Annotated in this window: 11 protein-coding genes; 5 read left to right on the top strand and 6 right to left on the bottom strand. The window is 59.4% G+C overall.

Translation table 11 applies throughout. The features are described from left to right. Positions 1–77: 77 nt before the first annotated feature. The 4 genes from tapB to C2U40_RS19815 all read right to left on the bottom strand — a co-directional run bounded on the left by tapB (position 78) and on the right by C2U40_RS19815 (position 3,878). The gene (gene tapB / locus C2U40_RS19835; protein WP_103827109.1) at positions 78–1,784 is read right to left on the bottom strand and encodes a PilB family type IVa pilus assembly ATPase TapB; all 1,707 of its coding nucleotides are present in this window, start codon (positions 1,782–1,784) and stop codon (positions 78–80) included. 6 nt (positions 1,785–1,790) lie between these two features. Next, entirely contained in the window at positions 1,791–2,222 is a 432-nt protein-coding gene (locus C2U40_RS19830; RefSeq protein WP_041216993.1) for a pilin, read from the bottom strand. A 322-nt stretch (positions 2,223–2,544) separates the two neighbouring features. Beyond that, positions 2,545–3,402 carry a carboxylating nicotinate-nucleotide diphosphorylase gene (gene nadC / locus C2U40_RS19820; protein WP_103827108.1) on the bottom strand — a complete coding sequence of 286 codons (858 nt, stop codon included), beginning with the start codon at positions 3,400–3,402 and terminating at the stop codon, positions 2,545–2,547. A gap of 5 nt (positions 3,403–3,407) precedes the next feature. Next, on the bottom strand, positions 3,408–3,878 hold the full coding sequence (locus tag C2U40_RS19815; protein ID WP_024944772.1) for a retropepsin-like aspartic protease family protein: 471 nt from the start codon (positions 3,876–3,878) through the stop codon (positions 3,408–3,410). Positions 3,879–4,024: 146 nt separating this feature from the next. Here C2U40_RS19815 and ampD point away from each other — a divergent pair, with 146 nt between their 5' ends. From ampD to lpdA, 5 genes are all read left to right on the top strand, one after another. Continuing rightward, the gene (ampD, locus tag C2U40_RS19810; protein ID WP_103827107.1) at positions 4,025–4,597 is read left to right on the top strand and encodes a 1,6-anhydro-N-acetylmuramyl-L-alanine amidase AmpD; all 573 of its coding nucleotides are present in this window, start codon (positions 4,025–4,027) and stop codon (positions 4,595–4,597) included. Positions 4,598–4,871: 274 nt separating this feature from the next. Next, complete coding sequence (gene pdhR / locus C2U40_RS19805; protein ID WP_011707564.1) at positions 4,872–5,636, top strand: pyruvate dehydrogenase complex transcriptional repressor PdhR; 765 nt, start codon at positions 4,872–4,874, stop codon at positions 5,634–5,636. A 79-nt stretch (positions 5,637–5,715) separates the two neighbouring features. Further along, positions 5,716–8,376 (top strand): pyruvate dehydrogenase (acetyl-transferring), homodimeric type, encoded by a 2,661-nt coding sequence (gene aceE / locus C2U40_RS19800; RefSeq protein WP_011707563.1) that lies wholly within the window; start codon positions 5,716–5,718, stop codon positions 8,374–8,376. Positions 8,377–8,489: 113 nt separating this feature from the next. Continuing rightward, on the top strand, positions 8,490–10,406 hold the full coding sequence (aceF, locus tag C2U40_RS19795) for a pyruvate dehydrogenase complex dihydrolipoyllysine-residue acetyltransferase (protein WP_103827106.1): 1,917 nt from the start codon (positions 8,490–8,492) through the stop codon (positions 10,404–10,406). Positions 10,407–10,555: 149 nt separating this feature from the next. Beyond that, the gene (lpdA, locus tag C2U40_RS19790) at positions 10,556–11,983 is read left to right on the top strand and encodes a dihydrolipoyl dehydrogenase (protein WP_017409445.1); all 1,428 of its coding nucleotides are present in this window, start codon (positions 10,556–10,558) and stop codon (positions 11,981–11,983) included. Positions 11,984–12,057: 74 nt separating this feature from the next. Here the strand turns inward: lpdA and C2U40_RS19785 are convergent, their stop codons facing one another. Together C2U40_RS19785 and C2U40_RS19780 are read right to left on the bottom strand one after the other, a co-directional pair. Then, positions 12,058–12,240: a hypothetical protein gene (locus C2U40_RS19785; RefSeq protein WP_011707560.1), complete on the bottom strand. Its 183-nt coding sequence runs from the start codon at positions 12,238–12,240 to the stop codon at positions 12,058–12,060. A 146-nt stretch (positions 12,241–12,386) separates the two neighbouring features. Beyond that, complete coding sequence (locus C2U40_RS19780) at positions 12,387–14,033, bottom strand: methyl-accepting chemotaxis protein (protein ID WP_065475387.1); 1,647 nt, start codon at positions 14,031–14,033, stop codon at positions 12,387–12,389. Positions 14,034–14,159: the final 126 nt, after the last annotated feature.

Genomic DNA, 14,159 nt, shown 5'->3' with positions numbered 1-14,159 from the left:
AGGAAAAGCAGCCTCGGCCTGATGGAAATCGCCAGGGCCGGCGGCACCTGGATGAATCGGCTGAGCGATAGACTCTGTCAGTTGGTTGTTACCCGGTTTATCTCCGCCAGACTGGTCACACCCAGGCGAGCCTTCTCGAGGCCAGAGGTACGCAAGGTACGCATGCCTTCCTTCTGGGCGATGGCGGCAATTTGCAGAGAGTTGGCCCCCTGCATGATCAATTTTGCGATGTTTTCAGACATTAGCATGATTTCATAGATGCCGACCCGGCCCTTGTAGCCACCCGAGCACTCTTTGCAGCCAACCGGTTTGAACAGCCGCAAGCCAGCGGCCAGCTGCTGCTGGGTAAAACCCAGCTCAAGCAGCTCAGCCTCGGGTACCACTTCGGGGGCTTTGCAGTGATCGCACAGTTTACGCGCCAGCCGCTGAGCCATGATCAGGGTGACCGAGGAGGCGATATTGAAGGCGGGCACCCCCATGTTCATCATCCGGGTCAGCGTTTCTGCCGCCGAGTTGGTGTGCAGGGTGGATAGCACCAGGTGGCCGGTCTGGGCGGCCTTGATGGCAATTTCAGCGGTTTCCAGATCCCGGATTTCACCTACCATGACCACATCGGGGTCTTGGCGCAAGAAAGAACGCAGGGCGCTGGCGAAGGTCAGTCCTGCCTTGGGATTGACTTGCACCTGATTGACGCCGGGCAGGTTGATCTCCACCGGGTCTTCAGCGGTGGAGATATTGACCTCGGTGGTATTGAGAATATTGAGACCGGTATAGAGCGAAACCGTCTTGCCCGAACCGGTCGGGCCGGTCACCAGGATCATGCCCTGAGGCTTCGACAGGGCACGCAGATATTGCACCTTCTGGCGATCGTCGAAACCGAGCTGCTCGATATTGAGGCGTGCAGCGGAGGAGTCGAGCAGACGGATAACGATCTTTTCGCCCCACATGGTGGGCAGGGTATTGACCCGCATGTCCATCGACTTGTTGCGCGACAGCTTCAGTTTGATGCGACCATCCTGGGGCAGTCGCCGCTCAGCGATGTCGAGCCGTGCCATCACCTTGAGGCGGGCGGAGAAGCGGTTGGCCAGGTTGACCGGTGGGGTCGCTATCTCATGCAGGATCCCGTCTATCCGAAAGCGGATGCGATATTTGGTCTCATAGGGTTCGAAGTGGAGGTCGGAGGCTCCGCGCTTGATGGCATCCATCATGATTTTGTTGATGTATTTGACGATGGGCGCGTCATCGTCAGCAGTGTTGACGCTTTCGTCGAGCCGTGATCCCTCGTCAGATACTTCCAGCTCGGAGATCTCGGATTCGTCGATGTCCTCCATGCCAAGGGCATCTTGATCGCTCTCCATCAGCTTGCCGATGGCTGTAGTGAGTTTGTTCTCCTCGACCAGCAGCGCCTCGGTATGCAACCCGAAGCTGAAGCCAAAATCCTCCAGTGCAGACACATTGGTAGGATCTGACATGGCGATATAGAGGGTGTGGCCCTGGGTATAGATGGGCAGGACGTGATGTTTTTCAATCAGCTTTTGATTGAGGTATTTCTGCGGGATCTCGGCCAGGTCGAAGGCGGCAAGATCCAGCAGAGGTACCCCATACTCCAGCTCGCAGAAGTCCGCCAATGCTTTGCTGTCGAGGATTTCGTTTTCGATCAGAAAGGTCACAAAAGGTTTGCGCTGTGCCTTGGCTTGGCTCAGATAGCGTTGTGAGTCGGACTCACTGAGCAGGGAAGAGGCGGCCAGGCTTAACGCCAGGCCGCTATTGGGGCTGGAGGTCATGCTAACTCAGCAAATTCCATCCGCAACACAGGTGCCAACAGAACCGCTTGGATTTGACTCCCATTTAACTCTCCCACTTTCTTCAGTGCCTTGTAAGATATAGGTTTTATCAACCGGTGCATTTCCTTCAGCCTCGATCTTATATACAGCAGAGCCTTGGTTGCCTGAACTAGACACAGTTACGCTTTTTACTATGGCAGTTGCAACACTGCCACTCACCGCATTATTCCCGGTAGTAACGCATGTCGCTGGGGCATTACCTGCTTGGCTACAAATCTCTACTGCTGTTTTTGCTGCGCCAGTAGCGGTAACTACTTCTGTAAATTTCGCTTTTTTGGTATAGGTCTGATACGCCGGCAGCGCGATGGCGGCCAGGATGGCGACGATCGCGACCACGATCATCAATTCGATAAGGGTAAAGCCTGATTGTTTCTTCATTTCAAATATCCTTTTTGTCCTTGGTTCCTGGGAAGTGCCGGTGGAAAACTATCCACACGTCAGTATCTTATCCGAGCTGTTTGACTTGGCAACAGAGGCCGGGGTCTTTGTTAACAATCTTTCTGTCATTTGCGAAAATTTTGATATAAATCATGGATGAAGAGTCCCTATCGACTCTTTTTTACTGGCGGGGATGGGTCCATCTCACACTCCTTTGCCGAGGGATCCTGCCTTAAAGAAAAGGCGCCCGTGGCGCCTTTTGCAAGTCCTTCATCTTGTTATATGTCAGCGACAAGATGGGGGCATGATGATGCCTCTGCGGCTAGATGAATCGCATCGAGAGATCCAGGGCACGGACATGCTTGGTCAGGGCGCCGACCGAGATAAAATCGACGCCGGTCGTGGCGTAGTCCGCCAAGGTATCCAGCGTGACGTTGCCAGATACCTCCAGCTTGGCCCGACCCTGATTGAGGGCAACCGCCTCGCGCATCATGGGAATGTCGAAGTTATCCAGCATCACTATGTCGGCGCCGGCAGCCAAGGCCTGCTCCAGCTCGACCAGGGATTCTACTTCTACCTCTACCGGTTTGCCCGGGTTGAGACGGCGGGCTTCGCTGATGGCTTCAGCGATGCCGCCACAGGCAAGAATGTGGTTCTCCTTGATGAGGTAAGCGTCGAACAGGCCGATCCTGTGGTTCTTACCGCCGCCGCAGGTGACTGCGTACTTCTGGGCGCTGCGCAGTCCCGGCAGGGTCTTGCGGGTATCGAGCAGCCGACAATCGGTATCTGCCAGCTCGGCCACGTAGCGAGCGGTAAGAGAGGCCACTCCGGAGAGGGTCTGCACGAAGTTGAGGGCATTGCGCTCACCGGTCAGCAACACGCGGGCCGGGCCGTGCAGGCGAAACAGTTCCTGATTGGGGGAGAGCACTTCGCCATCTTGTACCAGCCATTCAACTCTGACTTCGCCACCAAGCTGGACAAACACCTCATCGACCCAGGGCTGGCCGCAAAATACGCCAGCCTCGCGGGTGATGACCCTGGCGCTGGCGAGGCGATCCGCCGGGATCAGCTGGGCCGTGATGTCGGCACCGGCATCCGGTTGATCCAAAGGGGTGAGGGCATCACCCAAGTCTTCGAGTAGTGCGGCGCGCACGGCGCGGCGGATGTCCTGTTGTAGCATGCCTTTTATTCCTGCAAAGGTCTGAGCAGCAACTGCCGCTCCTTTTGAACCAGCTCCAGCCGGCCGAGGGCGTTCATGCCTACCAGCACCTCGTCGCCAGCCGCTGCCGGATTGATGAAGATGGCCAGATCGTACAAGGTCAGTGGTCCCATCGCCAGCGTTTCGATGGTGCCGTTGCCGACCCGGATAAAGCCGGCTGCCGTATTCACCTGACTGCTGCCGCGGGCGGTCAGGCCAAGCCGCTCGGCGACCTGTTGTGGCACGGTAATGCGCGTTGCTCCGGTATCGAGCAGCAGTTGCACCGGCTGACCGTTGATGGCACCCTCCAGACGATAGTGGCCGCTGGCATCGGCCTTGAGCAGCAGGTCGCCGCTGGCAGTGACTGATGGTTGTTCGCGGGCATGAAAATAGAGGGTCAGCAATCCCATCAGGGAGAGCCAGGCCAGCAACCAGAAGCGGCGTGCCATCGGGTGCATATCTTTTCCTGAGTCAGCGGAAGATGGCTCAGCCTACCACAGTTGCCCGTTGTCATGAGGCGACTGCGATGAGCCTGAGAGGTGGATCGCCTTGTTGCCCGTCCAGTGTTGCCAGATGCGCCATCCCATTGCAGAGCGACTAGACAATGACTCAGCCTAAAATAGTTTTTTCCATTGATTCAGACGGTTGGTGTGAGCAAGCCCGCAAGGTGCCCTCACCGCACCACAACGAGCGGGCCACCCCGAGCGATATCTCCCTGCTGGTGGTGCATGGCATCAGCCTGCCGCCTGGCGAGTTTGGCGGTCCCTTCATCGATGATCTTTTCCTTGGGCGGCTCGATCCCGACGCTCACCCCTATTTTGCCGAAATCCATCAGCTGCGGGTCTCGGCGCACTGCCTGATCCGGCGCGACGGTGAGCTGGTGCAATATGTTCCGTTTGGTGCCAGATCCTGGCATGCGGGAGTATCGAGCTGGCAGGGGCGAGAGGCGTGCAACGACTTTTCCATCGGGATCGAGCTGGAAGGGACCGATGAGCAGCCCTACACGGATGCACAATACGAGGCATTGGTCGGGCTCAGCCGAACCTTGTTCAGCCATTACCCCGCCATTACGGCGGATCGCATCGTCGGCCATTGCGACATAGCACCGGGGCGCAAGACGGATCCGGGTGCCAGTTTCGAATGGCCGCGCTACCGTCAGGCACTCAACTTTAAGTAATTATTCTAAAAATAAGTTTGTGTTTTTAAAACAATGGCTTGCCTTTATGGCAGGCCATTTTTACTGGCTGTTGATCAAATGTTGCCTGTGAGCGATGTCAAAAATATTGGTCTGACCAATTTCTATGAGCTAAATCATAAATCCCTCTCTTTACCCCTTAAGTGGCAAGGTTGATTCTTGATTCAGATCATCTTTTGGGTGGACTTTTCCCATGCCCTCTGCTAATTTTCGCCCATTCATGAAATTGGTAATACCAATTTAACAAAGCAGCCTCATGCCCTATCTCAAGATTACTCAACCCAAGTTGGCCGACGCCATTGTCGCCGAGCTGGAACAGATGATTCTGGAAGGCAGTTTGCAGCCGGGCCAGAAGTTGCCGCCCGAGCGGGAACTGGCCATCCAGTTTCAGGTGTCGCGCCCCTCGCTGCGCGAAGCCATCCAGCGCCTCGAGGCAAGAGGACTCTTGTATCGTCGTCAGGGCGGCGGCACTTACGTACAAAACGCCTTGAGCAAAGGGATCGCCGATCCCCTGTTCGAGCTGCTCAGCACCCACCCGGAAGCCCAGTATGACCTGCTGGAGTTTCGCCACGCACTGGAAGGCATCTGCGCCTACTATGCTGCGTTACGGGGTACGGACGCCGATTTCGAGCGCATCCGTCAGGTGCAGTCCGCCATCGAGGAGGCCGGTCAGCAAGGCTCGCTGGTCAGCGAATCCGCTGCCGTCACCCAGTTCTATCTGGCGGTGGCCGAGGCGTCCCACAACGTGGTGCTGCTGCATCTGCTGCGGGCCATGGGCCCCATGCTTGAGCAGAACATTTTACGCAATAACGAAATTCTGAATCGCCGTCCGGGAGTGGTCGCCAAGATCCGTCGCCATCGCGCGCATCTGATCGAGGCTATCCTGTCGGGGGCTCCGGAGCGGGCCAGGGCAGCTTGTCATGAGCACCTGGCCTTTATCGAGGACACCTTGTTGGATATGCAGAGGGAAGACAGCCGGATCCAGCGATCCATGCGTCGGATCCGTCAGCAGGAAAACTAATCCCACAAGGCTTTATTGTCGAATGCTTGCGCCCTTCGCCGTGCAATGCCGTGCAATCACAACAAAATAGGAACCAGCCATGTCTGATATCCTGAAGAACGATGTGGACCCGATAGAAACGCTGGAGTGGCTTGCCTCTCTGGAATCCCTGCTGCGTGAAGAGGGTCCCCAACGCGCTCAGTTCATCCTTGAACAGTTGGCCGAGAAAGCCCGCGCAAGCGGTGTGGACGTGGCTGCCAAGGCAAACCGCGATTACATCAACACCATCCCGTCCAGCGAAGAGCCGGACTACCCGGGCGACCTGGAGATGGAGCGCCGCATTCGCGCCATCATCCGCTGGAACGCCATGATGATCGTGCTGCGCGCTTCCAAGAAAGACCTGGACCTGGGTGGTCACATGTCTTCCTTCGCTTCTTCCGCGACCATCTACGAAGTCTGCTACAACCACTTCTTCCGCGCTCGCAGCGAGAAGGACGGTGGCGACCTGGTCTACTTCCAGGGTCACATCTCCCCGGGCATCTATGCTCGTGCCTTCGCCGAAGGTCGTCTGACCGAAGAGCAGCTGGACAACTTCCGTCAGGAAGTGGATGGCAAGGGTATCCCTTCCTACCCGCACCCGAAACTGATGCCGGATTTCTGGCAGTTCCCGACCGTTTCCATGGGTTTGGGCCCCATCGCCGCCATCTATCAGGCTCGCTTCCTGAAGTACCTGACCGACCGTGGCATCAAGGATTGCTCCGAGCAGACCGTTTATGCCTTCCTGGGTGACGGCGAGATGGACGAGCCGGAAGCCAAGGGCGCCCTGACCGTTGCCGTGCGTGAAAAGCTCGACAACCTGGTGTTCGTGGTCAACTGCAACCTGCAGCGTCTGGATGGTCCGGTTGTCGGCAACGGCAAGGTCATCAACGAGCTGGAAGGCCTGTTCTCCGGCGCCGGCTGGGACGTGACCAAGGTGATCTGGGGTCGCAAGTGGGATGAGCTGCTGAAGAAAGACACCTCCGGCAAGCTGATCCAGCTGATGAACGAGACCGTGGACGGTGACTACCAGACCATGAAGTCCCGTGATGGCGGCTACGTGCGCGAGCACTTCTTCAACCGTTACCCGGAAACCGCCGCGCTGGTCAAAGACATGACTGACGAGGAGATCTTCGCCCTGAACCGCGGTGGTCACGATCCTCGCAAACTGTTCGCCGCCTTCTCCAAGGCTGCGGCGACCAAGGGCAAGCCGACCGTGATCCTGGCCAAGACCATCAAGGGTTACGGCATGGGCGAAGCGGCCGAAGGCAAGAACATCGCGCACCAGGTCAAAAAGATGGATCTGGGCTCCGTGCGTCACCTGCGCGATCGTTTCAACCTGCCGGTCACCGACGAGCAGCTGGAAACCCTGCCGTACCTGAAGATCGAAGAGGGTACCGAAGAGCACAAATACCTGCACGCCCGCCGTGCCGCGCTGAAGGGCTATGTACCGACCCGTCTGCGCGAGAGCACCACCAAGCTGGAAATCCCGGCGCTGGATGCTTTTGGTCCGCTGCTGGGTGAACAGGCGCGCGAAATCTCCACCACCATGGCGTTCGTGCGTTCCCTAAACGTGATGCTGAAAGACAAGTCCATCGGCAAGCGCATCGTCCCGATCCTGGCTGACGAAGCCCGTACCTTCGGTATGGAAGGTCTGTTCCGCCAGATCGGTATCTACAGCCCGCACGGTCAGCAGTACACCCCGCAAGACCGCGATATCGTCTCCTACTACAAGGAAGACAAGCAGGGTCAGGTTCTGCAAGACGGCATCAACGAGCTGGGCGCCATGTCCTCCTGGCTGGCTGCTGCGACCTCTTACAGCACCAACGACTGCCCGATGATCCCGTTCTACATCTACTACTCCATGTTCGGCTTCCAGCGGATCGGCGACATGGCGTGGGCAGCCGGTGACCAGCAAGCCCGTGGCTTCCTGCTGGGTGCGACCTCCGGTCGTACTACCCTGAACGGCGAAGGTCTGCAGCACGAAGATGGTCACAGCCACATCCTGGCCAACACCATCCCGAACTGCGTCTCCTACGACCCGTCCTACGCCTATGAAGTAGCGGTGATCGTACAGGATGGTCTGCGTCGCATGTACGGTGAGAAGCCGGAGAACGTCTTCTACTACATCACCACCCTGAACGAGAACTACGCCATGCCGGCCATGCCGGAAGGTGCCGAGGAAGGTATCCGCAAGGGTATCTACAAGCTGGAAACCGTGGCCGGCACCAAGGCCAAGGTACAGCTGCTGGGTTGTGGCTCCATCCTGGGTCACGTGCGCACCGCCGCCCAGATCCTGGCCAGCGAGTACGGCATCGGCTCCGATGTGTTCAGCGTCACCTCCTTCAACGAGCTGGCTCGTGACGGTCAGGACGCGGATCGCTGGAACATGCTGCACCCCAACGCCGATGCTCGCGTACCGTACATCGCTCAGGTACTGGGTTCCGAAGCCACCATCGCCGCGACCGACTACATGAAGTCCTTCGCCGATCAGGTGCGTGCTTTCGTACCGACCGAGAACTACCGCGTGCTGGGTACCGACGGTTACGGCCGTTCCGACAGCCGTGCCAACCTGCGTCGTCACTTCGAAGTGAACGAATTCTACGTGGTGGTTGCTGCCCTGACCGAACTGGCCAAGCGCGGCGAGGTAGACAAGCAGGTTGTGGCTGACGCCATCGCCAAGTACGGCATCGATGCCGACAAGGTCAACCCGCTGTACGCGTAAGAGGATCAAGTGTCGTGCCGGGACTCGCTGCCCGGCACGACCTTGCAAAGGTTAACGCGAGAGACGCGTGACAGCAGTCGGTCACGCGGATGCACGCAAGAGGATAAAGCACAATGTCCAAACAGATTATGGTGCCGGATATCGGCGCCGATGAAGTTGAAGTCACCGAGATCATGGTGGCCGTGGGTGACAAGGTCGAGCTCGATCAGTCCATCATCGCGGTAGAAGGCGACAAGGCCTCCATGGAAGTACCGGCCCCGTCCGCCGGTATCGTCAAAGAGATCCTGATCAAGGTGGGTGACAAGGTTGCCACCGGTTCCCAGATCATGGTCTTCGAAGCCGAAGGTGCTGCCGCACCTGCGCCGGTTCAAACCGCTGCACCGGCTGCAGCCGCCTCGGCCGCCGCTCCTGCTGCTGCCGCTCCTGCTGCTGCCGCTCGCAAAGACGTGCACGTGCCGGACATCGGTGACGACGAAGTGGACGTGACCGAGATCATGGTTGCCGTGGGCGACATGGTTGAAGCCGACCAGTCCATCATTGCTGTGGAAGGTGACAAGGCCTCCATGGAAGTGCCGGCACCGTTCGCGGGCCGCGTGGTCGAGATCAAGGTCGCCGCTGGCGCCAAGGTCTCTACCGGTTCCCTGGTGATGGTCTTTGAAGTGGCTGGCGCCGCTCCTGCCGTTGCTGCTGCACCGGCCCAGGCTGCCGCTCCCGTGGCTGCTGCCCCGGTTGCTGCCGCTGCCAAAGAGGTCAATGTACCGGATATCGGTGGCGACGAAGTCGAAGTCACCGAGATCATGGTCGCCGTGGGTGACAAGGTTGAAGCCGACCAGTCCCTGATCGCCGTGGAAGGTGACAAGGCCTCCATGGAAGTGCCTGCGCCGTTCGCCGGTGTGGTCAAAGAGATCAAGGTGAAGGCGGGTGACAAGGTCTCCACCGGTTCCCTGATCATGGTATTCGAAGTGGCTGGTGCTGCTCCTGCCGCCGCAGCTGCCCCGGTTGCTCAGGCTGCCGCACCGGTCGCTGCTGCCCCTGTTGCCGCAGCTCCGGCTCCGGTTGCCCAGGCTGCTGCCGCCTCCGACTTCGTTGCCAACGATGCCTACGTACACGCCTCTCCGGCCGTGCGCCGTCTGGCGCGTGAGTTCGGTGTCAACCTGGCCAAGGTGAAAGCCTCCGGTCGCAAGGGCCGCATCGTCAAAGAAGACGTGCAAGCCTACGTGAAGGATGCGGTCAAGCGCGCCGAGTCCGCTCCGGCTGCAGGTCAAGGCACTGGCAATGGCAACGGCATGAGTGTGCTGGCGTGGCCGAAGGTCGATTTCAGCAAGTTCGGTGATGTGGAAGAGGTCGATCTGACCCGCATCCAGAAGATCTCTGGTCCGAACCTGCACCGCAACTGGGTCATGATCCCTCATGTCACCCAGTTCGACGAAGCCGATACCACCGAGCTGGAAGCGTTCCGCAAAGAGCAGAACGCGATGCTCGAGAAACAGAAGGCTGACGTGAAGATCACCCCGCTGGTGTTCATCCTGAAAGCCGCCGCCAAGGCGCTGGAAGCTCACCCGCGCTTCTGCAGCTCCCTGTCCGAAGATGGCAGCAAGCTGATCATGAAGAAGTACATCCACATCGGTGTGGCGGTGGATACCCCCAACGGTCTGGTTGTGCCCGTGGTACGCGACGTCAACAAGAAGGGCATCATGGAGCTGTCTCGCGATCTGGCCGAGATCTCCAAGAAGGCCCGTGCTGGCAAGCTGACCGCTGCCGACATGCAGGGCGGTTGCTTCACCATCTCCAGCCTGGGTGGCATCGGCGGTACCAGCTTTACCCCGATCGTCAACGCGCCGGAAGTGGCCATCCTGGGCGTCTCCAAGTCCGAGATGAAGCCGAAGTGGAACGGCAAAGAGTTCGCGCCGCGCCTGATGCTGCCGCTGGCCCTGAGCTACGACCACCGCGTCATCGATGGTGCCGATGGAGCTCGCTTCATCACCACCATGAACGGCGTGCTGTCCGACATTCGTCGACTGGTCCTGTAAGTGAGAGGGCGGGCCCAGAGCCTGCCCTTTTTACTTCTCATTTCGTTAACAGGATTGTAAACTTGCCCCGTTTTTTTCACGGCTGCAGCCGCCTCGTTCTGGTTTAAGACTGCGCTGTCCGGGGATATAAGAACGACAAAGAGGTCATGATGAGTAAAGAAATCAAAACCCAGGTCGTAGTACTGGGTGCTGGCCCTGCCGGTTATTCCGCTGCCTTCCGTGCAGCCGATCTGGGTCTGGATACTATTATCGTCGAGCGTTACTCCACCCTGGGTGGCGTCTGCCTGAACGTGGGTTGCATCCCGTCCAAGGCGCTGCTGCACGTCGCCAAAGTCATTGAAGAAGCCAAGGCGCTGGCCGAGCACGGCATCGTCTTCGGTGCCCCGCAGACCGACATCGACAAGATCCGTCTGTGGAAAGAGAAAGTCATCAACCAGCTGACCGGCGGTCTGGCTGGCATGGCCAAGATGCGTAAAGTACAGGTTGTTAACGGCTTCGGTAAGTTCACCGGCCCGAACACCTTGGAAGTGGAAGGTGCCGACGGCAAGACCACCGTGACCTTCGACAACGCCATCATCGCTGCCGGTTCCCGTCCGGTGAAGCTGCCGTTCATCCCGCATGATGATCCGCGCGTATGGGACTCTACCGATGCGCTGGAGCTGACAACCGTTCCTGGCAAGCTGCTGGTTATCGGTGGCGGCATCATCGGCTTGGAGATGGGTACCGTGTACTCCTCCCTGGGTTCCGAGATCGACGTGGTGGAATTTGCCGACCAGCTGGTACCGGCTGCTGACAAAGACATCGTCAAGATCTACACCAAGCGCGTGGCCAAGAAGTTCAACATCATGCTGGAGACCAAGGTCACCGCAGTTGAAGCCCGTGAAGACGGCCTGTACGTCTCCTACGAAGGCAAGCACGCCCCGGCCGAGCCGGTTCGTTACGACAACGTGCTGGTTGCCGTAGGTCGTGTGCCGAACGGCAAGATGCTGGATGCCGAGAAGGCCGGCGTTGCCGTGACCGAGCGCGGTTTCATCGAGGTGGACAAGCAACTGCGTACCAACGTGGCGCACATCCACGCCATCGGTGACATCGTGGGTCAGCCGATGCTGGCGCACAAGGGTGTGCACGAAGGCCACGTGGCTGCCGAAGTGATCGCCGGCAAGAAGCACTACTTCGATCCGAAAGTGATCCCGTCCATCGCCTACACCGAGCCAGAGATGGCCTGGGTTGGTCTGACCGAGAAGGAAGCCAAGCAACAAGGGCTGAACTTCGAAGTGGCCACCTTCCCGTGGGCGGCTTCCGGTCGCGCCATCGCGTCCGACTGCTCCGACGGCATGACCAAGCTGATCTTCGACAAGGAGAGCGGCCGCGTCATCGGTGGTGCCATCGTCGGTACCAACGGTGGTGAACTGCTGGGTGAAATCGGTCTGGCCATCGAGATGGGTGCCGATGCCGAAGACATCGCGCTGACCATCCACGCTCACCCGACTCTGCACGAGTCCGTGGGCCTGGCAGCCGAAGTGTTCGAAGGCTCCATCACCGACCTGCCGAACGCCAAGGCCAAGAAGAAGAAATAATTCTCTTCTCGCTGTCAGCATGAAAAAAGCCGCTCAATCGAGCGGCTTTTTGTTTTTCAGCGTCTGCTGGCGGTTTAGCAGCGCCCTTTCTTGGCCTGCCCTGGCGGACAGAAGGTACCGTAGCCCCCTCGATCCCCATCGCTGACCCGGATCCGGGTATCGTCCACGCTCACGTCGGCGCCGTGCACCCGCACCGGCCCGCTGCTGCAGGCGCTGAGCAGACCGCTCAGCAAGATCATCACTACCAGCTTGCCCATAACTCCTCCTCTCATTTTCCTGATTATGGGGCATTTTCAGAGGCGGGTGGAGGCGGCGCAAAGCCCCTGCGTCACGGCCTGCCGTGGTGGCGACAGAGGGCGCCGCAGCGCCCTCTGGGGAATCATGATCAGGCCGTCAATGCTATCTACAGGCGGAAGTTGCCGACCAGCTTGTCCAGCTCGCCGGAGAGCTGCTGCAGGCCGCGACTGGCATCGGTCAGCTGGTGGGCAATGTCGGCGGTCTCCATGGTGAGCTGGTTGATGTCCTCCACGTTGCGGTTGAGCTCGCCGACCACGCTCGATTGCTCTTCGGTGGCGGTGGCGACCTGGATGTTCATGTCGTTGATCTGGGTGATGTGAGCGGTGATCTGGCCGAGCGCGCCGTTGGCCTCGTCAGCCTGGGTGACGACGGCCAGGCTCTGACTGCGGCCCTGGGTCATGGCACTGACGGCGCGGGCGCTCTGTTCCTGCAGCCGGTTGATCATGCCCTGGATCTCGGCGGTGGAGGCGGCGGAGCGGTTGGCGAGGTTGCGCACCTCGTCGGCCACTACGGCGAAGCCGCGACCCTGCTCCCCGGCGCGGGCCGCCTCGATGGCGGCGTTGAGGGCCAGCAGGTTGGTCTGCTCCGAGATGCTGCGGATGGTTTCCAGAATGCTGCCGATGGAGTCGGTCTGGGTCGCCAGCGACTCGATGACCCCGGCGACCTGTGCAATCTCGTCGGAGAGACCGACGATGCCGTGGCGCGCCTGTGCGACCACGCCGGCACCCGCATCCGCCTGCTCATTGGCCTGTCTTGCCACTTCTGCGGCGAGGGAGGCGTTGCCAGCGATCTCGGTGACGGTGGCGCCCATCTGGTGAATGGCGGTGGCCACCTGCACGGTGCGGTCGCGCTGGGCGGTACAGTTCTGCTGGGTCAGCTGGGCCTTGGCGGCCACCTCGTCGGCCGTGGCGGCCAGCTGGTGGGAGTTGCGGGCCACCTGCTCGATGGCGCTGTGGATCTTGCTGACGAAGTGATTGAAGCTCACCGTGATCTCCGCCAGCTCGTCATTGCCGTTCAGCTGGGCGCGGGAATCCAGCGCCAGGTGTTCGGCGGCATAGCCGATGTACTGCTGCAGGAAGCCGACCCGGCGCTTGAGGTTCATCAGGATGAGTACCGAGACCAGCAGCGAGATGAGGATGGCGCCGGTGATGATGCTGATCATCTGCAGCCGCCCGCTGGCATAGCTCTGTTCACCGAGCTGATGGCGCTGCTGGGCCTGCTGGATCAGGCCATCGAGCAGGGCGTTGGCATCCTTGCGCATGGTGCCGTAGGTGACGGTATAGCGATCCCGATAGATGCCCCTTGCCGCTTCCATGTCGCCTTGTTCCAGCGCCTGCAGCATGGGAGCCAGCTCGTTGCTCGCCATCCCCTCGAACTGGCTGAGCAGCTGCTGGGCATTGGCTTTGGCTGCGGGGTCGGTCTGGGCGGTAACGGCCTGTTGCATGGCCTGACGCATCTCGGGAATATCCTCCTCCCGGCTCTCCTTGACCCGGGTGATCACCCCCTTCGCATCTTTGAGGGAGGTATCCTGCAGCAGCATCATGTCGATGCCGACCCGCATGCGGGGAATGCGCGACACCACCTCCGCCATGGCGCGCATGGGGGTGGCGGTGTTCTGGTAAAGCTCGGTGGATTGTTGCTGGATGGTGCCCATGCTCTTGAGGCTGGCACCGCCCACCAGCAGCAGGGCGAGACAGGGCACGGTGACAGCCAGGATCAGCTGCAATTTGAGCGTCAGTTTACCTTCTAGCATGGGTTTTCCTCGCTGATCATGACGATGTGAATTATCAGAGTATAAATCGACGGATTTGGCACCAACTTGAGTTGTTGTTAACAAATAGCCAACAAAAAGGGGCGCCATAGCGCCCCCTTATGATGT

Origin of the sequence: Aeromonas sp. ASNIH4 (assembly GCF_002934425.1) — a bacterium.
In the GTDB taxonomy this organism is placed as follows: Bacteria; Pseudomonadota; Gammaproteobacteria; order Enterobacterales; family Aeromonadaceae; genus Aeromonas; species Aeromonas hydrophila.
This window is presented reverse-complemented; position numbering and strand designations above follow the sequence as displayed.